The 19,750-nt window shown below is 65.8% G+C and carries 17 protein-coding genes; 6 read left to right on the forward strand and 11 right to left on the reverse strand.

Annotation, left to right across the window (positions count from 1 at the left end):
- Positions 1–271: 271 nt before the first annotated feature.
- A complete protein-coding gene (locus LB310_RS08275) occupies positions 272–2,239 on the forward strand; it encodes a GGDEF and EAL domain-containing protein (protein ID WP_301154891.1) in 1,968 nt (655 codons plus the stop codon).
- A gap of 55 nt (positions 2,240–2,294) precedes the next feature.
- On the opposite strand, the gene LB310_RS08280 is transcribed toward LB310_RS08275, so the two are convergent.
- The gene (locus LB310_RS08280; protein ID WP_123673972.1) at positions 2,295–3,002 is read right to left on the reverse strand and encodes a DUF5714 domain-containing protein; all 708 of its coding nucleotides are present in this window, start codon (positions 3,000–3,002) and stop codon (positions 2,295–2,297) included.
- Positions 3,003–3,195: 193 nt separating this feature from the next.
- Between LB310_RS08280 and LB310_RS08285 the strand changes: the two genes are divergently transcribed.
- The 3 genes from LB310_RS08285 to LB310_RS08295 all read left to right on the forward strand — a co-directional run bounded on the left by LB310_RS08285 (position 3,196) and on the right by LB310_RS08295 (position 6,518).
- Positions 3,196–3,822, forward strand: coding sequence for a type IV toxin-antitoxin system AbiEi family antitoxin domain-containing protein (locus LB310_RS08285; RefSeq protein WP_123673971.1), 627 nt, complete (start codon positions 3,196–3,198; stop codon positions 3,820–3,822).
- Entirely contained in the window at positions 3,819–4,709 is an 891-nt protein-coding gene (locus tag LB310_RS08290; protein ID WP_301154892.1) for a nucleotidyl transferase AbiEii/AbiGii toxin family protein, read from the forward strand. The genes LB310_RS08285 and LB310_RS08290 overlap by 4 nt, the downstream gene beginning before the upstream one ends.
- Positions 4,710–4,814: 105 nt before the next feature.
- Complete coding sequence (locus LB310_RS08295; protein WP_123673970.1) at positions 4,815–6,518, forward strand: CdaR family transcriptional regulator; 1,704 nt, start codon at positions 4,815–4,817, stop codon at positions 6,516–6,518.
- Here the strand turns inward: LB310_RS08295 and LB310_RS08300 are convergent.
- From LB310_RS08300 to LB310_RS08315, 4 genes are all read right to left on the reverse strand, one after another.
- Positions 6,515–6,706: a hypothetical protein gene (locus LB310_RS08300; protein WP_301154893.1), complete on the reverse strand. Its 192-nt coding sequence runs from the start codon at positions 6,704–6,706 to the stop codon at positions 6,515–6,517. The genes LB310_RS08295 and LB310_RS08300 overlap by 4 nt on opposite strands.
- A gap of 66 nt (positions 6,707–6,772) precedes the next feature.
- Positions 6,773–8,041: a CynX/NimT family MFS transporter gene (locus LB310_RS08305; protein ID WP_301154894.1), complete on the reverse strand. Its 1,269-nt coding sequence runs from the start codon at positions 8,039–8,041 to the stop codon at positions 6,773–6,775.
- 231 nt (positions 8,042–8,272) lie between these two features.
- Positions 8,273–8,620, reverse strand: coding sequence for an oxidoreductase (locus LB310_RS08310; protein WP_087191808.1), 348 nt, complete (start codon positions 8,618–8,620; stop codon positions 8,273–8,275).
- A gap of 13 nt (positions 8,621–8,633) precedes the next feature.
- Entirely contained in the window at positions 8,634–11,033 is a 2,400-nt protein-coding gene (locus LB310_RS08315) for a molybdopterin-dependent oxidoreductase (protein ID WP_123673966.1), read from the reverse strand.
- A 329-nt stretch (positions 11,034–11,362) separates the two neighbouring features.
- On the opposite strand from LB310_RS08315, the gene LB310_RS08320 reads away from it, so the two are divergent.
- The gene (locus LB310_RS08320) at positions 11,363–11,599 is read left to right on the forward strand and encodes a hypothetical protein (RefSeq protein ID WP_096226974.1); all 237 of its coding nucleotides are present in this window, start codon (positions 11,363–11,365) and stop codon (positions 11,597–11,599) included.
- A gap of 94 nt (positions 11,600–11,693) precedes the next feature.
- Positions 11,694–12,935, forward strand: coding sequence for a CynX/NimT family MFS transporter (locus LB310_RS08325; RefSeq protein WP_123674606.1), 1,242 nt, complete (start codon positions 11,694–11,696; stop codon positions 12,933–12,935).
- Between the two features lie 142 nt (positions 12,936–13,077).
- Here LB310_RS08325 and LB310_RS08330 read toward each other — a convergent pair whose 3' ends face one another.
- From LB310_RS08330 to LB310_RS08355, 6 genes are all read right to left on the reverse strand, one after another.
- Positions 13,078–13,278, reverse strand: a complete 201-nt coding sequence (locus LB310_RS08330; RefSeq protein WP_041239816.1) for a hypothetical protein — start codon at positions 13,276–13,278, stop codon at positions 13,078–13,080.
- Between the two features lie 10 nt (positions 13,279–13,288).
- Entirely contained in the window at positions 13,289–13,723 is a 435-nt protein-coding gene (locus LB310_RS08335; protein ID WP_041239815.1) for an FKBP-type peptidyl-prolyl cis-trans isomerase, read from the reverse strand.
- A gap of 127 nt (positions 13,724–13,850) precedes the next feature.
- The gene (locus LB310_RS15335) at positions 13,851–14,354 is read right to left on the reverse strand and encodes a 4Fe-4S dicluster domain-containing protein (RefSeq protein ID WP_123674605.1); all 504 of its coding nucleotides are present in this window, start codon (positions 14,352–14,354) and stop codon (positions 13,851–13,853) included.
- A 1-nt stretch (position 14,355) separates the two neighbouring features.
- Entirely contained in the window at positions 14,356–16,722 is a 2,367-nt protein-coding gene (locus LB310_RS08345) for a molybdopterin-dependent oxidoreductase (protein ID WP_123674604.1), read from the reverse strand.
- Positions 16,723–16,881: 159 nt separating this feature from the next.
- Entirely contained in the window at positions 16,882–17,229 is a 348-nt protein-coding gene (locus LB310_RS08350) for a 4Fe-4S dicluster domain-containing protein (RefSeq protein ID WP_301154895.1), read from the reverse strand.
- A complete protein-coding gene (locus LB310_RS08355) occupies positions 17,230–19,560 on the reverse strand; it encodes a molybdopterin-dependent oxidoreductase (RefSeq protein ID WP_123674603.1) in 2,331 nt (776 codons plus the stop codon). It abuts the gene before it with no gap.
- Positions 19,561–19,750: the final 190 nt, after the last annotated feature.

Here is a 19,750-nt window from a genome sequence, read left to right on the forward strand (position 1 = left end):
GTAAAAACAGCAGAGAGCGCGAAACGGCTTCGCCCACTGCAAGCGGGAATCATGGAGTCCGACGCAGACGCTGCAGGCCCGCTTCCGCGTGGAACACGGGCGTCACCTTCCTCTAAAAGCCGTCTGTCCGCAGGACGGGATCGACGTTCGCCAGGAACTTTAGACGGAATTGTGCCGGGCAGGGCGAAGACGAGACGGTACAATACAGCAGGGGGTTGCGGGATGCGGCCCTCTCGGCGGGCGCCGGGGAAAACGAGGATGGGCGAACGACATGGGATGGAACGTATCGGCTGAGGTCATCGCCTTCATCATCGTGCTCATCATCTCCGTGTACTCGCGCCAAAGCCATGCGGTGCCGTCGCTGAAGAACCGGGTGTTCCGGCTCTGCCTGGGCACGACGCTGGGCGCCATCGGCACGAACCTGGCTTCCACGCTTCTGATTGCCTACGCGCCCCTGGAGCTGCTGCCGCTCACGTACCTCGTCACCCTCTGCTACTTCGTGCTCACGCCGCTTTTGGGCACCGTGTACTTCTACTACGCCGTGGCTGTGGTAAGCGAGGCGCGGCCGGTCGGGGGGACCTTCGCCCTGGCCAGCGGAGTGCCGTGCGCGGTGTACTTCCTGCTGGTGCTGGCGAACGTGCCCACCGGATGGTTGTTCTCCTTCGACGCGGCGGGCGCCTACGTGCAGGGGCCGTTCATCATCGCCACGTACCTGGTGTTCTACTTCTACTGCATGGCCTGCTTCGCGCTCGTCATGTTCACGCGGGCGCCCATCGACCCCGTCATCAAGCGCATCCTGGCCGTGTTCCCGCTCATCGCCGTGGCCGTGATCGCCGTGCAGCAGCTGTTCCCAACCTATCTGCTGTCGGGATCGGCGGCCGCGTGCTCGCTGCTCATCATCTACCTGTACTTGCAGAACAAGCGCCTGTCGGTCGATCAGCTTACCGGCGCCTCCAACCGCCAGGAGTTCCTGTCCATGGTCTCGCTCATGAACGAGAAGGAGCAGCCGTTCACGGCCGTGCTCGTGTCGCTTTCGAACTTCAAGTTCATCAACGACAAGTTCGGCCACGAGAGCGGCGACCGGTTCCTGCGCGAGTTCGCCTCGTACCTGGGCGCCATCGGCGACGCGCGGCTCTACCGCTACAGCGGCGACCAGTTCGCCTTCATCGTGAGCCGCGACGGCGGCTGGGGCGCGCATGGCGGACAAGACGGGGACGACGCGACCGCCTCCCTTCTGGCCCCGCTGCGACAGCGCCTCGGGGAGCCATGGCGCATCGGCGGGCACTCCTACACCGTGGGCGCCGCCATCGGGGCGGTGAGCTACCCCGTTATCGCGCGCACGCCCGGCGACGTGGTGGCCGCGCTGGAATACGCCACGGAGGAGTCGAAGAAGCTCGAGCCGAACACGCCGTGCGTGTGCACGCCGGGCATGATGAAGGCCATCCACCGCCGCAGCGCCATCGCCGACGTGGTGCGGCGTGCGGCCGAGCAGGACGGCTTCACCATGAACTTGCAGCCCGTGTGGTCCGAGAGCGCGCAGCGGTTCGTGGCGGCCGAGGCGCTCTGCCGCCTGACCGACGACGGGTTGGGTCCCATCCCGCCCGACGAGTTCATCCCCATCGCGGAGCAGATCGGCGTCATCTCCGATGTCACGCGCTTCATGCTGGACCGCGCCTGCGCGTTCGTTCGCTCCTACCGCGGCGCCCACCCCAGCTCAACGTTCCGCGGCGTGTCGGTGAACTTCTCGGCCGTGCAGTTCATACAGGACGACCTGGCCGAGTCGGTGCTGGCCGTGGTGGAGCGCCACGGCATTCCGGCATCGTGCCTGCGCGTGGAGGTGACGGAGAGCGCCATCATCGCGAACCCCGACGCCGTGCGCGCGTTCATGGAGAGGATGCACGCGCAGGGCGTGCGCTTCTACCTGGACGACTTCGGCACGGGGTACTCGAACCTCTCCACGCTGCTGGAGCTGCCGTTCGACATGGTGAAGCTGGACAAGAGCATCCTATGGTCCGTAACGGAGAACGACCACCTGGTGGAGTTCTTCGGGCTATTGGCCTCCGGGTTCGGTGCGTTGGGCACGCAGGCGCTCGCGGAGGGCGTGGAGACGCAGGAGCAGCGCGCCTTCCTGAACCTGTGCGGCTGCGACCTCATGCAGGGCTACCTGTTCTCGCGGCCTGTGCCGCCCGACGAGGCCGCCGCGGTGATTGCCGCGAGCGAGGAGTGCGCCGAGGGGTAGCCCCGTGCTGCGCAACGTAGCTGATGCAGGATGCCTATCGCTTTACCGCGAGCGTTCAAGCGGGACGGGGGAAGAACGGGCAGCCGACCTTCAGGCATTCCCGGTTGCGGTGGTAATAGCGGCAGGTTATGCGCTCGGGCATCTCCATCTCGATACCGCGCAGCTCGGCCGTGTACGCCGCCGCCTCCTGGAGGGCGACGAAGCCCGTGCGCTTGCAGCAGCGCGGCCCGCCCAGGTCGGCCAGTCGGCCGAGGATGCGCGAGGTCAAACGCTGCGTCTCGGCCCACGGCCCGCGCGTCATGGGCGTGGAACCCGACACGATGCTCCAGTACATGCCCGCGCTCACGGCCGCGCCGCAGGTCCCCCAGAGCCCGCAGGCGCCGCCCGGCACGTTCATCGAGCGGTTCCGCATCTCGGCAAGCGCCCGGGGCAGGTCGAGGTCACCGCCGGCGTTCTTGTAGGCGGCGAGCAGCGCGGCGCCCACGAGCGTGTGGTGCTCCGGCCCGTTGGGGAAGATGGACTTGTCGTCCATCATGGCCATCGCCATCTCCACCGGGTTCCTCGAATCGGTGGACGAGCAGTACTCCATGACATGGTCGACGCCGCCCTCGCGATGACAGGCATCGCACACGTAATGCCCCGCCGTGCACACGGAATGCCCCGTCTCCTTCTTACCGCAGATATGGCAGGCAACCTCCCGCGCCTCCTCGAAGTAATCGAGCGGCTTCCCGCACACCAGGCAAATCGCCAATCCCGCTGACATACGCCTCTCCTTCCCTCTCCTTCTTGCCGGTGCGACCTCACACCCTCAACTCCACTTGACGGTTTTCCTCACCACCATGCCCACCATAATAGCGGTTCGCGCAACCGTGAACCATCGTTCCGTGCCGAGCGTCCATAGGTTACATTTTCCAATATCTTGTTTCAAAAGTATTCTTATGCGATACAATTGAAACATGAATAGACGTGATTATCTTTCCATCATGAGCGAGCTTTCCGCATCGGAGGGCGTTTTCACCACGGCGCAAGCCCTGCGTCTCGGCATTCCGCGCAACGTGCTTGCCAAGGCTCGCGAAGCGGGAAAGCTCGTGCGCATCGCCCATGGTGCGTACCGGATGGCGGGGACTCCGGCGTCGCAGCTCGACGAGCTGACCGCTGCATGGAAGCTCACCGACCCCGCGAAGATGACGCACGAGCGGGTGCCCTTCGATGCCTGGGACGGCATTGCCGTCGCAGGGAACACGGCCGCCTCGATCCTCGGCATCGGGGATTTCTACCTCTCGCCTTACCGCATCCTCGCCCCGAGGCGCATCAACTCGCGCAACGTCGAGACGAGGTTCGGCGTGCGCGACATCACCCGCAACGAGGTGTCGTTCGCAAGCGGCATCCCCGTGACAAGCATCGAGCGCACCTTGGTTGACCTCGTGCTAGACGGCGAAGACCCGTCGCTTGTGGAGGACGCGCTCTCCGATGCTCGGGAAAAGGGCCTGGACGAAGAAAGGCTCATCCGCCTTGCGGCAGATGCCGGCGCCTCGGCTCAAGCGAAAAGGAAGATGGCAAGGCTCTTCGGGGAGGAAGCATGATGGCGTACGCAACTCCCACGGCCCTCGAAATGGCGGTCAAGGCCGCCGCGAAAGCATCATCGCTTGACACTGGGAGAGCCGTCTCGGGTTTCTACTTCCATCGATTCCTGTGCCGCATATTCAGCAGGCAGGACTCGCCTTTTGTGCTGAAGGGAGGCCAGAGCATGCTTGCACGTACTGCGGATGCACGAGCCACCCGAGACATCGACCTGCTTTCGGAGAAAGCGGATATCGACGAAGCGCTTGCCGAACTCAAGCATCTTGCAGCCATCGACCTCGAGGACTTCGTAACCTTCGAATTTGTCGGATGCAAGCCGATCAAGGCCGAAGACGACTACCGAGCGGGATTCAACGTCACCTTTACGCCCTTGCTCGGAAGAAAACGTCTGCAGGATATCTCCATCGACCTCGTGTTCGATCGGATTGCGTACGGCAAATCCGAGGTTGTCGAGCCAGCCGACAGAATCGACGTACCGGACATCCCGACGTTCGGCTATCGCATCTACCCCGCCACGAGCTCTCTTGCCGACAAACTTTGCGCCATGGTCGAAATGCATGACGGCAGGCCCTCCTCGCGCGTCAAGGACCTTGTAGACGTTGCGGTTTACGCCGTGACCACCGACTTCGACGGTGGAGAGCTTTGCAGGCGGGCGCGCATCGAGGCAACCGTGCGGGGAATAAAGCTTCCCGAGAAGTACGCGGCACCCATGGAGTGGAAGCGGCTTTACCGCGGCACCTTCAGGAAGCTCGTTCGGCAAACCGGTCTGCCCCCGGAATACGCCGAGATCGAGACGGCAGAATCCCTTGCGGCAAGCCTGCTCGACCCGATCTTGTCGCAAGAGGCCGATGGGCGCCGCTGGTACCACGAAAATCTGGGCTGGGAGTAACGCCCAGCGAACTTGCGCGGCTGCATCCGGCCTCCTGCTATACTGTTCGGGTATACCGGATAGCGGCACCTGCGCCTCCGGCCGTCACGTGAATGGGGGTTCTCAGTGGCATCTCACGATTTCGGGGACGACGTCTTCCTCACGCCCGCGCAAGGGGGCAGCCTGGCGACGGTGACGCTGCCCATGCTGGAAGATTTCCTGTCGGACTGCGAGGTCGTCCACCGCCCTCCCGCCGCGCGCCGCACGTTCCGCTGGTTCGCCGCCGTGTCGCACGAGCAGGTGGCGAGCACGGCGCCGAGCGATCTGGACGACGCGCGGCTGCTGTTCGTGTGCCGCCTCGGCATGGCCGGCACGCTCCTGCGCGACCGCCCGCGGGCCTTCGCGCTGGCGCTGGCGGACGGCGGGGAGCACGTCGGGCCCGCCCTCGCGGACGTGGCCGACCGCCTGCTCGTCATCCGCCAGCAGGACCGCTTCTCCTACTTCATCTTCCTCGTGCAATCCTACTTCATGCGCCTTTTGCTGTGGGAGGGCGAGCTCGACCGCATCGCGCTGCGCCACGGCACGCTCGCCGAGGCGCTCGACGCGAGCGCGCCGGTGATGCGCAACTTCATGTTCGTGACCGACAACGAGTTCAACCTCGTCGCGCGCACCTCCGCCATCGAGCCGCCCGACGCCCTGCACCGGCGCCTCGTCGAAACCGGCTGCCTGTCGCCCCAGATGATCGCGGAGAAGCGCTTCCACCTGCCCGAGAAGGCGTTCTACGAGAAGGAGCCCTCCGCCATCACGCCCTACGCGCGGCTGTCGCATCCGCTGTACCTAAGCCACACCTACTTCGGGTCGCTGTCCATGTCATGCCACGTCGCTCCGCTCACCGAGGGGCTGAAGGACCTGTTCTGCATCTTGATACGCCACGTCATGCCGCTGTGCGAGCAGCAGTGGCGCTCGCAGGTGAAGCTGAACATACCCCACTACTTCTTCTTCGAGAAGCTGCTGGAGCACGAGCCCGTGTCGTGCGAGTACGTGGACACGCAGCGGGAGATGGCCGGGCTCGCGGCCAACGCGCAGTACAAGCTCGTGGTGCTGGAGGTGGACGAGGGGGCCGATCCCGAGAAGGCGGGGCGCGCGGTGCGGGCGGCCGGGCGGCTGAACGGCGGCGACGTGCACTGCTTCGCGTACCGGGCCGAGGTGCTGGCGCTCTGCTACGCGCCGCCGAGCGACTGCCGCCTCGCGCACCGCCGCACCCTGGACGAGCTCGAGGAGCACGTGAGCGGCCCCTTGGGCATCGACTGCGGCGTGTCGGAGATATTCGAGGGCATCGAGAACCTCGACCTGGCATACCGGCAGGCGAAGATCGCGCTCGGGCTGCGCCAGACCATCCGCCTGCAGCTCTCCGCCGCCGAGGACGCCGACCGCGGTGCGTACCTCTTCGGCGACGCGCTCATGTACTTCCTCGTGGATCCGGCGGAGAAGGACGAGCGGTTCATGCGCTTCTGCTTCTCGCATACCGTGGTGGAGAAGATCCACGCCGAGGACGTTGCCAACAACACGAACTACCTGGTCCTGTTCTGGCACTACCTGAACAGCGGCCGCAACGCCACCGCCGTGGCCTCGCGGCTCCACCTGCACCGCAACACCGTGCTCTACCATATAGAGAAGATCCAGCGTCGCTTCGACTTCGACCTCGCCCTCCCCGGCGCCCGCGAGCGCATGCTCCTGGACTTCAAGGCCTTCTTCCTCACCAAGGGCAGCGAGTCGGTGGCCCGGATATTCGCCGAGGCCCCGGAGAGCAAAAGCGCCATGCGCGCTTAGGGAATCCTCTTCCCCGGCGCGAGGCTCGTCGTGCCGGATTGCAGCTCGAGGGAGCCGCCGCAGGCGGCGCAGGTGCGCGTGCCCGGATCGTTCATGTGGCCGCACGACGGGCAGCGGCGCACGAGGATGGCCGGGGGCTTCTCGCCCCGGCAGCGGCCGCAGTTCATACAGTAATGGCAGTTGCCCATGAGCAGCCCCCTCCCCTCGCTTCATGCGGGGAACCGGGCGGCTCGGCGCCCGGTTCCCCGCTGTTCTTACTCCGCCCGCTCGGCAGGAGCAGCGGCCTGCTCGTCGGCTATCTTGCGCGCCACGGAGCTGCGCACGTTCGGGAACAGGAAGAGCGACGCCGCGGCAACGAGGCAGAGCACGGCCGTGGCCACGTAGACGCCCTGGTAGTACGGCACGCCGTCCACCGCCCCCGTCGCCGCGATGGCGAGGGGCGAGATCACGTAGGACGCGATGAGGAACATGCCGAAGTTCTGGAACGTGGCCTGGATGCCGCCCACCACGCCGTAATGCTCGGGCTTCACGCTGGGAAGCAGCGTGGGGAGCATCTTCGTGAACGGCATGACCGAGGCCATGAGCACGGGCTGTATGCAGAAGAGCACCCAGGTGAGAGGCCCGTACGGCAGGAAGAACACGAGTGCGAAGCACACGGCCGTGCCCGCGAGGCACGCGATGAACGGCGCCCGCATGTTCTTGAACAGCTTCGCGAACACCACCGGCAGCGCCATGGACGCCACGCAGGCGATGACCGTGTTCAACGTGGACAGGTCGCCCGCCACGGCCGTGAGGCTCGGGTCGCCCATGAGCGTGGTCACGGCAGCCACCATGTAGGAGCCGTTCACGTTCGTCATGCCGAACACGAGAAGCGCCACGATGGCCACGGCCCACACGTGCCCGTTCCTCACCACCACGCGCAGGTACGTGCCCACCGGCTCGACCGAGCGGTGCTCGCCGTCAGGATGCTTGCGGTACACCGCGAACCACGCCACCACGCCCACCGCCATGAGGCCGAAGCTGAACCACCACGCGTCCTGGATGGCGGCCACGCGCGAGCCGTACCAGATGGCCAGCGCGGCACCCGCCGACATGCCGGCCGTGTACACGCCCATGGCGAACGAGTTCGCCGTGCCGGGAAACCACAGGCGCAGAAGCTTCGCGGAGTTCGCGTTGAGCGCCGCCACGCCCATGCCCATGAAGAAGCTCGAGGCGAAGAGCGTCCAGTAGTCGGCCGAGAAGCAGCGCGCGAGCGCGCCCAGAAGCGACACGACGAACGCCGCCGCGAACACCTTCCCCAGGCCCAGGCGGTCGGCCAGCACGCCGCCAGCCATGCAGAACAGCACGCCCGAGAAGTACGGAATGGACATGATCATGGAGAACATCATGGGCTCGCACCGGTACTGCTGCATCACCAGTATCGCCGCGCCGCCCGGCACGATGAACGAGAACTGCAGGCTCACGAGCAGCACCGTCATGCCTATCAGGATGGCCCATCGCCACGGATAGAGTTTCTCTTGCATGTTCGACCCCCTTGCGAAACGAAAAAGTAACACCCGGCGCGCCCCTTGCACACCGAGAGGCGAGGCCGTTGAAGAGCCTCGTCCGAAACGCCACCAGCCGGTCGTTTCACCGACCAGCCGATCCATGGTGCAGATTGTGAAGCGGGCGGGCGGCTTGGCGCCGCCCGCCGAGAGGGGGAACGCGGCGGGAGCGGAAAGCCGCACCCGCCGCAGCGCCTCCCCGCCGCGAGACTACTTCGCGAAGATCACCATCTTGTCCTTCGCGGCCGCCTTAGCCTTGGCGGCGAGCTCCTCCAGCGTGCCGTAGACCATGACGCCGGCCTGGCAGTGGTGCACGCAGGTGGGAAGCTTGCCGGCCTCCACGCGCGCGGCGCACAGGTCGCACAGGTGCGTGGGCACAGGCAGGTAGTCGTACTCCCACACGCCGTCGGAGCACTGGCGCGGGCCGTCCTGCAGGATCTTGATGCCGAAGTCGCCCTTGGGCAGGTCGTGCTCCTTCTTGCAGGCCACCTCGCAGGCGTGGCAACCCGAGCAGTACTGGTAGTCGATCAGAAGGCCGTATTCGCCGATGTTTGCCATGAGTACCTCCTCCTTACTTGTTCTGGTCGTAGAAGCTCGGCGTGTCGCTCTTGTGCGACGGGCCGTGCGTGTAGCCGTTCGTGGCCGTCACCTGGTAGGTGGGCTGGTCCTCGGGCGCGCTGTTCTCGGGCGTGCAGGGGTACACCTTCGCCATGCCGCACTTGATGGGCGCGCCGTAGCCGCTGTCGCCGTTCTCGCACATGGGAATGAGGTTGTTCGGGTTGCAGTCGAACACGCCGAACAGGCTCGGCTCGGCCGCCTCCTGCTCGGGGAACCACCAGCCGTGCTCGGTGGACACCACGCGCTCATCGAGCGTGGCGTTCAGGCGCACGACCTGGCGGCACTTGCCCATCTGGTTCTCGATCCAGGCCCACTCTCCCTCGTGCAGCCCGTACTTCGCCGCCGTGTCGGGGTGGATGTCGAAGTACGGCACCGGGTGCAGCTCGCGCGAGGTGGTGTTCGCCTGGCGCCACTCGGAGTGGAAGAACTCGAAGGAACGCTTGCCCGTGGTGAGCACGAGCGGGTACTCCTCGGCGAGCTCCGGTGTTGCCACGGGGCTGGTGGGCGGCTCCTCGTAGTACGGCAGCGCGTCCACGCCCCAGCTGTCGAACAGGCTGATGTAGAACTCGTAGCGGCCCGTGGGCGTCATGAAGCCGGGCTGGCCGTCGGGGCGCAGCAGGCCCTTCTCGTACTTGTAGTAGCGGAAGTCGTTGTAGATCATGCCCGCATGCTCGTTTTCCAGCTCCTCCATGGTGAAGCCGCAGTTGCCCACCTGCAGGCGCCAGTTCATGTAGTCGCGGGGCTCCTTGACCCACTCCGGCCACGCATCGGGGTTGAGGCGGTGGCCCAGATCGATCATGATCTGCTCGTCCTCCTTCGCCTCGTAGAAGCTGGAGCACTTCGTGAGCGAGCGGACCGGATCGAACCACACGCGGATGCAGTCGCGCTCGTTGGACATGGCGCAGGGCAGCAGGAGGTCGGCGCATGCTACGGCGAACGGGGTCTTGAACAGGTCGACCACGCAGATGAACGGGACGTTCTTCATGGCGCGGTAGATGCGCGGGGCGTCCTGGCCCATGTTCGTGATGGGGTTGGAGGACTGGATCCACAGCATGTTCACCGGGCGCGGATCGCCCTTCTCGTCGAGGCCGGTCTCGCATGCCACGAGGATGCAGTCGGACTGCGACGACGCCGTGAAGCCGTACTTCTTCAGGTTGTACTTGGAGTTGCCCAGGCGCTTCTCGACCATGCCCTCCTTCAGGTACTCGATGCCGGAGTTGTAGCCGAACTCCAGGCCGCAGGCCTGGTCGATGAGGATGTTGCCGCCGGGGTTGTCGATGTTGCCCGTGATGCCGGCCAAACACGCGATGGCATGGGCCGTAGGGGTGCCGATCTTGGACATGTCCACCGCAAGGCCCCACTGGATGGTGGAGGGGTGCGCCTTGGCGTAGAAACGTGCGGCCTCCACGATAAGCTCGGGCTCGACCCAGCAGATCTCGGCCACCTTCTCAACCGGATAGTCTTTCACGCGCTCGGCGAGCGCCTCGTAGCCGTAGGTCCACTTGTCGATGAAGTCGTGGTCCACGAGGTCCTCGCCGATGATGACGTTCATCATGCCGAGGGCGAGCGCCGCGTCGGTGCCGGGGCGCAGGCGCAGCCAGTACTTCGACTTGGAGGCGATCCACGTGAGCTGCGGGTCGATGGTCACGAGCTCGCTGCCGCGCTTCATGGCCTCCACGATCCAGTGGCCGAGGAAGGCGTCGGAGTTGCACACCACCGGGTTCGTGCCCCAGATGACGATGCACTCGGGAATCTGCCACTCGGGGTCGTTCTCGTAGCGGTCGGGGCGGAACTGGCTCATGTCTGCCACCCACTGGTTGCCCATGACCACGTAGCAGAGCGCCGTGCGGGGCAGCATGCACGAGTCGCCCGACAGGAAGCAGAGCGTGAGGTCGGGGCCGCCGAAGTTAGCGTACTGGTTGTGCGCGATAACCTGCGATACGTTGCGGCCGGTGCCGATCATGGAGATGATGGACTCGGGGCCGTCCTTCTCCTGGAACGCGCGCACCTTCTCCTCGATGAGGTCGTAGGCCTCGTCCCAGCTCACGCGCTCCCACTTGTCCTCGCCGCGCTCGCCTGCGCGCTTCAGGGGGTAGCGCAGGCGCTCCTCGTGGTTCACGAGCTCGGGCAGCTCCAGGCAGCGCATGCAGAGGCGCCCCTGGTTGAACGGGCTGTTGGGGTCGCCCTCCACCTTCACGAGCTTGCCGTCGTCGTCCGTGTAGAAGATGACCTGGCATCCCTCGTGGCAGCCCGGGCCCGACCACATGGTCGTGCGCGTGGCGGTGAGGTCGCCTTCCTTCCAGTGCAGCTTCTTCGGGTACAGGTCAAGGTTGTACTCGTTGTTGTACTCCATACCTATTCCTCTCTTCCCTCGTCCTTTGGGTCTCCGAACGCCGGGTGGAACCGGCCGCTCGTCGAATACCGCCATTCTAGGGAGCGGGCCTGCGGCCGCGAAACGGAGGAAGTTCCAAAAACTCGGGCGAACTTTTGGAACATCCTCTATAGGCCGCCGATCGGGGCGTTTTCTATACTGCAAAGCGTGGCGGACCCGTCGGACGCTGTGGACGTGAAACGCGTCGTGCCTGATGGGAGAGGTATCCGCTCGCAGCGAATGCCGCGCGCGGCCATGCGCCGACGCACCGCCAACCTGTCGGAACCAATCGGGAAAGAGGTTGAGAGACCATGTGCTTCAGACCAACGGCCGTCGAACTGAACAAGAAATGCCCGGAGTGCGGACGCTCGTGCGAGCCGAGCCTGTCCGCCTGCCCCGACTGCGGCGCAGCGCTGCCCGCGGGACCGTCGGCACCGGGCGCCCCGGGAGCGGCCGCCCCGGGAGCGCCCGGTGCTCCCGGGGCGCCGGCGGCGCCGGGGGCTCCCAAGCCGCCCGCCGTGCCCGGGAAGGCGCCGGGGCAGAACTAGCCTGCGGGCGCCCCGGCCAGCCGGGGAGGCGCGAGCTAGCGCAGGGTGCGGCCGCAAGCGGCCGCACGGGGAATCGACCAGCAAGGAGAGGAACATGGGAGAGAAAAGCAAGACCGGCAACGCCTGGGTGAACTTCATCCTCATCTTCGTCATGGGGGCCATCTTCGCCATCGGGTTCTTCAAGGTGCCGCCCGCCATGGGCAGCCTCATGGAGTACTTCCAGTGCGGCCTGGGCGAGGCGGGCTGGTTCATGTCGGCGTGCTCCGTGGCCGGCACCGTCATCGCGTTCGCAACCGGCGCCATCCAGACGAAGATCGGGCCGAAGGGCATGCTCATCGCCGCGCTGGTGTGCATGGCGCTCGACTCGCTCGTGGGCGTGCTCGCCCCGAACGTCGAGGTGTTCATCGCATCGCGCTTCATCGGCGGCCTGGGCAACGGCTTTCTGGCCACGGCCGGCCCCACGCTCATCGCGCTCTTGTTCAAGGATCCCGCCAAGCGCGGCCTGCCGAACTCCATCTGGGCCTGCTGGACGGCGGCCGGATCGCTCATCATGCTGAACTCCTATGCGTTCATCTTGGGCGCCACCGGCAGCTGGCAGGGCGTGTGGTGGGTGTGCCTGGCCATCGTGGTGGTTGGCCTCGTGCTCACCGTGTTCGGCATCCGCGTCGACCATGCCGAGGAGATGCAGATGGTGGCCGCCGGCGGCGACGTCAAGCCGTGGGCCGGCCTCACGTCCTTGAACTCGTGGCTGCTCGTGATCGTGTTCGCCTGCTTCGCGTTCATCTTCTCGGTATGGTCGGCCATGGCGCCCACCTACCTGCAGACGCCGCTCGTGGGCATGGACATGGCCGCTGCGAACTCCGTGTCGTCCATCACCACCGTCACCGGCATCGTGGGCTCGCTCATCATCGGCGTGGTGCTCACGAAGGTGAGGAACCAGTCGCTCGTGCTCGTGGGCACCATGGTGCTCTGCACCGTGGCCGGCGTGATCCAGTTCGTGTTCACCGGCCAGGCGGCGATCATCGTGGTGGCCGTGCTCGTGGGCCTGTTCACGAACATCGTGCCACCCGCGCTGTTCTCGAACGCGCAGTGGGCCGCGAAGACCCCGGCCGGCGTGGCGCTGGTCATGGCCGCACTGCCCATCGGCTCGAACTTCGGCGGCATCCCCGCCGCCCCCATCGCCGGCGCCATCGTGGAGTCCACGGGCAGCTGGGCCATGGTGGCCGTGCCGCTGGGCATCGTGGGCGCCGTCGGACTGGTGTGCGCCGTCGTGTTCATGGCACGCTGCGGTAAGTACGCGATGGGCGCCGCGAAGTCCGGCAGCGACGCGCAGTAGGGCGACGGGCACCGGGGAGGCGCGAGGCGCCCCTTCCATCCCCGACGTTTCGCGGGTCCCGGCGCCTCCCCTGGACGCCGCAACCGCCGAAACCAGAGCGGGCCGCAGGTTCAACCTGCGGCCCGCTTGCGTTGGTAGGCTTTCAGTTCCGACCTTCGGAGTCCGCCTCCGCCTTGGTTCCCACCGGGGCGAAGGCGGAGGCGCCGCAGTCGCGGCAGATGCCGGTGGCGGGGTCGACGTCGCCGCCGCAGGCAAGGCAGGGTATGGTCGGGGGCGGAGTGTAGAGCGGGCTGTCCGGGTCGAACTTGCCGCAGCGGCCGCACATCGTACAGGGGTAGCACATGGAGCGCCGCCTATTCCAAACCCACGAGCTCGACCCAGTATTCAAGCGTTTTGCCCGCGTATGGATGGTTGAGGTCGATCTTCACGGCGTCCTCGGTCGCATCGACGATCGAGGCCGGCTTGGCCGCAAGGCCGTCGGCGCTTTGCCACATGACCATCGAGCCCTCCTTTAGGTCGTAACCATGGTCGAGCACCGAGCGCGGGTACCATTGCACGAGCTTCGGATCCGCCGCGCCGTAGCCCTCCTCCGGAGGAATCACGAGCGTGCAGCTCTCGCCCACTTCCAGCATGAGCAATGCCCGCTCGACCCCCTTCGGAACCCGGTGCCCACCGATGCGCACGGCGAGCGGCTCCCCGTCGGATCGGTCGTCGCAAGGGCGATCCCCTCGCACGCCGCCCCGGTAGCGGATGTAAGCCGTCCTGCCCAAACGATCAGTATCCTCCATGGTATCCCGCCTTTCATGCGTTGCCCCGTCAGCACCCCCTCCTCATGCGGCAAGGGCCGGCACAGCCCAGCCCGTGGCCGCCGGCCCGGAGGAACCCGGGCCGGCGGCGGGGATGCGTCGCCCTGACCTACAAGATATCCTCGATCACATCCGACTCGTCTATCTCGCCCACCTTGGCATCGTGGCGGTGTGCGCCGAACGCGGCCACGCCGGTGGCCTTCACCTCCACATGCGCCGCCTGGTGCGCATCGCCCTTGTCCACGTGCACGAACTCCCCGCGCGCCTCACGCGGGAGGTACTGCGGCACGATCAGCAGCTGCTTGGGCTTGTCGGCCAGCCGTTTCGCCAGCTCCTCCACCTCGCCGTAGTACATAACATTAGCCAGGCAGTGGTGCACGCAGATCGGCTCGCGGCCTCGCTCCGTGCGGTCGGCGCACAGGTCGCACAGATCGGTGGGCAGCGGGAAGTAGTTGAAGTTCCAGTTGTCCTCGTCAATGGCCCACGGCCCGTCCGCATGGACCGCGATGCCGGTCTTTCCCACCGGGTAGCCGTGCTCCTCTTTGCACGACACTTGGCATGAGCCGCAGTTCGTGCAGTACTCGTAGTCGATCAGAAGTCCGTACGTTGCCATATCACACCAGCTTTCCGAATTTTTCCCAGACGACGGCCATATCGGTGTCGTAGCTCTCAGAGACGGGCTCGATGTTGCATATCAGGCACTTGTTGGGCGCGCCGAATCCCAGCTTGCCCATATGCCCGTTGGGAAGCAGGTTGTTGATGTTGCAGCGGAAGTTGCCGTACAGGTTGGGCTCGTTGCCGTCCTCTTCGGGGAACCACCAGCCATGCTGCGCGTGCACGGTCTTCTCGTCGACGATCTCGGACACCCGCGCCTTCATGAAGCACTCGCCGAACATGTTCCACATGCGCACCCATTGCCCGTCGCTCACGCCGTAGCGCTGGGCTGTCACCGGGTTGATCTCCATGATGGGGTCGGGGTTCAACTCGCGCAGATAGGGGATCTGGCGATGCTCGGAATGGAAGAAGGCCGTGGTGCGGGCACCCGTCGTCAGGACGAGCGGGTACTCTTCGGCCAGCTCGGGCTTACTCACCGGGCTGAACTCCGGTTCAATGTAGAACGGCAGCGGGTCCTCGCCGAACTGGTTGTACGCGGTCGACCACAGCTCCACGCGCCCGGTGGGTGTGGCGAAGCCGGGCTGGCCGTCGGGGCGCAGCAACCCCTTCTCGTACTTGTAGTAGTCGATGGGCACCTGCGCCACCACGCACTGCGATACGCGGTCGAAGTACTCCCCGTGCTCTTCGACGCCTAAGCGGAACGCCTCCACCAGCTCGTGCTCGTTCGCCCACTTCTCGAAGCGCTCTGGATGCAGGTACTTGCCCAGACGGTACGCCAGTTCCATGTCGGAGGGCAGGTTGCCGCAGTCGATGGCCTTGTGCATGAACCCGGCCGTGACCGTGCAGGGCGCATAGTGCGTGAACACCGTGCCCTCACGCTCGGCCACCGTGGCGATGGGCAGGAACAGGTCGCAGGTCGCCTGGATCGACGCGTTCATGAACGTGTCGATGCCGATGCAGAACTCCAGCGACCGCAGCAGCGCGGCGCGCCAGCGCTTCGGCTCCATGGAGCAGTTCGTCAGCGCGTTGTCGCCCATGTAGAAGCCCATGCGGATAGGATACGGCTCGTCGGTCTCGAGCGTCTCGAGCATGCGGTCGACCTGCGAGTTCAAGATCATGTTGCAGTAGGCCGGGTACTCGGCCATGCCGATCATCTTCTGGAACAGCTCGTCGGGTATGCATTCCTTGTACCCGAAGCCCAGCTCGTTGTGGCCCGCGTCCGAGCCGGGCAGCAGCTGGCCGCCGGGGCGGTCCAGATTGCCGGTGATAGCCTGCAACGAGATGATGCACTGGCTGTTCTGCATGCCGTCGGTCTTCTGGTCGACGGCAAGGCCCCACAGGATGGCGGCCGGCTTGGCCGTGGCATACATGCGGGCGGCAGCGTAGATCTTCTCCACCGGCACCTGGCAGATCTCGGCGGCCTTCTCGGGCGGCATTGTGCGCACGCGCTCGGCCAGCTGGTCGAAGCCGTAGCACCAGTACTCCACGAAGTCGTGGTCGTAGAGGTCCTCCTCGATGATGATGTTCAGCATGGCCATGGCGAGCGCCGTGTCGGTGCCGCTGCGCAGCTGCAGGAGGATGTCGGCGCGGGCGGACAGCCAATTCACGCGCGGGTCGATCTGGATGATGCGCATGCCGCGGCGCATGGCGTCGACCACCGCGTGGCCGAAGAAGCCGTCGGGGTTCGACTCGAGCGGCGCCTTGCCCCATATGACCAGGCATTCCGTTAGCTCGTAGCGCTCGTCGTCCCAGCGCCCGGGCAGCGCGCCGGAATAATCCCATTCGGCGTACGTCGTTCCCGTGATGTAGGCCGCCGCCGCCAAGCGCGGGGTGTAGCAGGCGTAGCCCGACTGCATGTAGCAGTAGTTCGGGGTGCCGAACACCATGGTGGGGTACAGCGACATCGTGCCGCCCTCGCGACCAGTGCCCGACATGCCGATGATGGATTCGGGACCGTACTCGGCGCAGATGCGCTCGTAATTCTCCTTCACGATGCCGAAGGCCTCGTCCCACGAGCACTCTTCCCAGGCATCGGCCTTGCCGCGGTCGGCGCGGTCGCGTTTGAGCGGCACGAGGATGCGCGCCGGATGGTACACGTAGTCCTTCAGCGCGATGCACCGCGGGCACAAACGTCCCTGTGTGACCGGATGGTTCTCGTCCCCCTCGACCTTGACCAGGCGGCCTTCGTCGTTCACATAAAGCTTGAGGCCGCATCCCACCGGATGGCACCCGGGGGGCGACCACGGGCAGGTGCGCGTCACGGTGAGCCCATCCTCCTCGTAGCGCCATGGCTTGCCGACGTCGTTCACCTCGCCCAGCGTGTCAAGCTTCACAACCGCCGCGGCTTTGTAATCTTCTTCCCGCATCTCACTCTCACTCTCCTTCTCGTTTGCCTTGATGCCGTAGCCGGCCCGCAGGGCGGGAGGCCGGGTCGAGCCGAGCCGGGGCGGAGGACAAGAGAACCGTCCCACTGTCCCGTCCCACTGTCCCGTCCCACTGTCCCGCCCGCAGGCCGCGCGCAAGCCCTAGTACCGATAGGGCTTCGGCGCGAACAGCACCTGGTTGGGTTTCTCCGCAAGCTCCCGCGCCAGCTCCTCCACCGGCCCGTACTGCATGACGCCGGCCAGACAGTGGTGCACGCAGCTGGGCTGCTTGCCCTTGGCCGTGCGTTCGGCGCACAGGTCGCACAGGCGGGTGGGAACGGGGATCTTGTTCCAGTTGAACTTCCCGTCCGAGCACTCCCACGGCCCGTCGTCGATCAGGTGGATGCCCCACTGCCCCACGGGGATGCGGTGCTCTTCCTTGCAGGCGACCTCGCACGACTGGCATCCCGTGCAGAACTCGTAGTCGATCAGCAAACCGTAGGCGCCCATCTATTTCACCAACTTTCCGAATCGATCCCACACCTCTTGCAGGTCGGTGTCGTAGTTCCTCTCTGCCGGCTTCACGCTGCACAGCAGGCACTTGAACGGCGAGCCGAAACCCAGCTTGCCAATGTACTTGTGCGGCACGAGCTCGTTGATGTTAGAGCGCCACACCTCGTAGAGGCTCGGCTCCTCGCCGTCCTTCTCGGGGAACCAGAAGCCATGCTGGGCATGCACCACGCCGGGCTTCACGATCTGCGAAACCTTGGCCTTGAGCACGCACTTCCCGAAGGGGTTCTCCACCTCGACCCACTGACCGTCGGCCACGCCGAAGCGCAGGGCGTCGTCGGGGTTGATCTCGATGAGGGGATCCGGGTTCATCTCGCGCAGGTAGGGAATCTGCTTGCCCTCGGAGTGGAAGTAGCAGTACGTGCGCGCACCGGTGGTCAGCACGAGCGGGAATTGCTCGGCGAGCTCGGGCGTGGACACGGGACTTAGCTGGGGCTCCTCGTAATAGGGCAGCGGGTCCTCGCCGAACTGGCGGAACATCGTCGAGTACAGCTCCACGCGGCCCGTCGGCGTGTTGAAGCCCGGCTTGCCGTCGGGGCGCAGCTTGCCCGACTCGTACTTGCGGTAGGACAGCGTCTCCACTTTCTGGTGCACCACTTCCTCGCGCAGCTCCGCGAACGTCTGCTTGTTGTTCAGGCGGTAGTACTCGAGGAAGTCGTAGTAGTCTTCGAAGCGCTCGTAGTTCTCGGGCATGCAGCGCTTGCCGATCTCGTACATGATCTCGCAGTCGCCCTTGCCCTCGCCCACCGTGATCGACTTGTTCACGGCACCGGCCATGATGGGCGACGCGCCGTAGTGCGTGTACACTACGGTGTCGTGCTCGACCGTGGTCGAAAGCGGAAGGAACAGCTCGCAGCACGCCTGGATGGTGGGCGTCATCCACACGTCGATGCCGAAGCACCACTCCAGGTTCTTCACCATGGCGTCGTGCCAGCGCTTGGGCTGCGCGGCGCAGGTGCCGGCGAGGAAGTTCGTGTCCTCGAAGCCGCCCATCTTGAACGCGTACGGCTCGCCTGTCTCCAGCGCATCGAGCACCATGTCGCATTGGGCGTTAAGCACGAGCCCCACGTAGGCCGGGTACTCCTTGATGCCCATGATCTTGCCCTGCAGCTCCGGGCCCAGGTTGTTCCAGCCGAAGCCGAGCTCCAGCCCGTCGTTCACATCGCCGATGAGCTGCCCGCCCGGCACGTCGATGTTGCCGGTGATAGCCTCGAGCGCCAACACGCAGTGGCCGGCCTGCACGCCGTTGGACTTCTGGTCGATGGCCAGGCCCCAGGCGATCTGCGCGGGCTTCGACGTGGCGTACACGCGCGCCGCCTCGCGGATGAGGTCGGCATCGATGCCGCAGATCCCGGCGGCCTTCTCCACCGGCATGTCCCGCACGCGCTCGGCCAGCTGGTCGAAGCCGTAGCACCACTTGTCCACGAAGTCGTGGTCGTAGAGGTCCTCGGAGATGATGACGTTCAGCATGGCCATGCCGAGCGCGGCATCGGTGCCGGGACGTAGGCGCAGGTGCCAATCGGCGCGCGTGGCCACCCAGTTCACACGCGGATCGATGCTCATGAGCTTCGCGCCGCGGCGTATCATGTCAATGGCCGCATGGCCGAACAGGCCGTCGCCGTTGGACGGCAGCGGCTCCTTGCCCCAGAACACGATGAGCTCCGGCAACGTGAACGCCGGATCGTCGTAGCGGCCGGGCAGTCCGCCGGCGTAGTCCATCTCAGGGTAGGTTGCGCCCAGCACGTAGGTGGTGCCGGCCACGCGCGGAATGTAGCACGAGTAGCCCGATTGCGTGTAGCATGCGTTCGGCGTGCCGAGCGCTGAATGGGCGTATGCCGGCAGCATGGGGCCGCCCTCGCGGCCAGTGCCGCCCATGAGCAGGATGGACTCGGCGCCATAGGTCTCCTTGTAGTAAGCAACCTTCTCCGCAATCAGGTCGAATGCCTCGTCCCACGAGATGCGCTCCCATTTGTCCTTGCCGCGGTCCTCGCGGGCGCGCTTCATCGGGTAGCGCATGCGGTCGGGGTTGTACACGTAGTCGGGGATCGTCAGGCACCGTACGCACAGGCGTCCGTTCGTGATCGGATGGTTCTCGTCGCCTTCCACCTTCACCAGCTCGCCCGCATCGTTCACGTAGGTTTTGATGCCGCAGCCGGTAGGATGGCAGCCCGGTGGCGACCAGGCACAGCCGCGTATGACGGTGAGGCCGTCCTCCTCGTAGCGCCACGGCTTGCCGAGGTCGGACGTTCCCTGGCCTTTGAAAATCTTCATGCCCTCTCCTCTTCTCGTCTTTGCATGTCGGCCGTCGGCCGACGCTCCGGCCTACGGGCCGGGCGCGGCGCGAAGCGGCCACGCGCGCCTTCCGGCAGGGGGAGCCCCGGCCGAGCCGCAGCCGGGCATGCCGTCAAGGCTTCGATGATGCTCCTTTCCTTGTCTCGAGCGCCGACGGGCGCGACGCCCC

Origin of the sequence: Gordonibacter sp. RACS_AR49, from assembly GCF_030418435.1 — a bacterium.
GTDB classification, from domain to species: domain Bacteria; phylum Actinomycetota; class Coriobacteriia; order Coriobacteriales; family Eggerthellaceae; genus Gordonibacter; species Gordonibacter urolithinfaciens.

Excerpts from the sequence above, each read along its gene's own strand:
- LB310_RS15335 (WP_123674605.1), bottom strand. The coding sequence starts at position 14,354 with ATGGCAACGTACGGACTTCTGATCGACTACGAGTACTGCACGAACTGC.
- LB310_RS08335 (WP_041239815.1), bottom strand. The coding sequence starts at position 13,723 with ATGGAGGATACTGATCGTTTGGGCAGGACGGCTTACATCCGCTACCGG.
- LB310_RS08310 (WP_087191808.1), bottom strand. The coding sequence starts at position 8,620 with ATGGCAAACATCGGCGAATACGGCCTTCTGATCGACTACCAGTACTGC.
- LB310_RS08325 (WP_123674606.1), top strand. The coding sequence starts at position 11,694 with ATGGGAGAGAAAAGCAAGACCGGCAACGCCTGGGTGAACTTCATCCTC.
- LB310_RS08315 (WP_123673966.1), bottom strand. The coding sequence starts at position 11,033 with ATGGAGTACAACAACGAGTACAACCTTGACCTGTACCCGAAGAAGCTG.
- LB310_RS08345 (WP_123674604.1), bottom strand. The coding sequence starts at position 16,722 with ATGCGGGAAGAAGATTACAAAGCCGCGGCGGTTGTGAAGCTTGACACG.
- LB310_RS08285 (WP_123673971.1), top strand. The coding sequence starts at position 3,196 with ATGAATAGACGTGATTATCTTTCCATCATGAGCGAGCTTTCCGCATCG.
- LB310_RS08320 (WP_096226974.1), top strand. The coding sequence starts at position 11,363 with ATGTGCTTCAGACCAACGGCCGTCGAACTGAACAAGAAATGCCCGGAG.
- LB310_RS08300 (WP_301154893.1), bottom strand. The coding sequence starts at position 6,706 with ATGGGCAACTGCCATTACTGTATGAACTGCGGCCGCTGCCGGGGCGAG.
- LB310_RS08305 (WP_301154894.1), bottom strand. The coding sequence starts at position 8,041 with ATGCAAGAGAAACTCTATCCGTGGCGATGGGCCATCCTGATAGGCATG.
- LB310_RS08350 (WP_301154895.1), bottom strand. The coding sequence starts at position 17,229 with ATGGGCGCCTACGGTTTGCTGATCGACTACGAGTTCTGCACGGGATGC.
- LB310_RS08355 (WP_123674603.1), bottom strand. The coding sequence starts at position 19,560 with ATGAAGATTTTCAAAGGCCAGGGAACGTCCGACCTCGGCAAGCCGTGG.
- LB310_RS08290 (WP_301154892.1), top strand. The coding sequence starts at position 3,819 with ATGATGGCGTACGCAACTCCCACGGCCCTCGAAATGGCGGTCAAGGCC.
- LB310_RS08275 (WP_301154891.1), top strand. The coding sequence starts at position 272 with ATGGGATGGAACGTATCGGCTGAGGTCATCGCCTTCATCATCGTGCTC.
- LB310_RS08330 (WP_041239816.1), bottom strand. The coding sequence starts at position 13,278 with ATGTGCTACCCCTGTACGATGTGCGGCCGCTGCGGCAAGTTCGACCCG.
- LB310_RS08280 (WP_123673972.1), bottom strand. The coding sequence starts at position 3,002 with ATGTCAGCGGGATTGGCGATTTGCCTGGTGTGCGGGAAGCCGCTCGAT.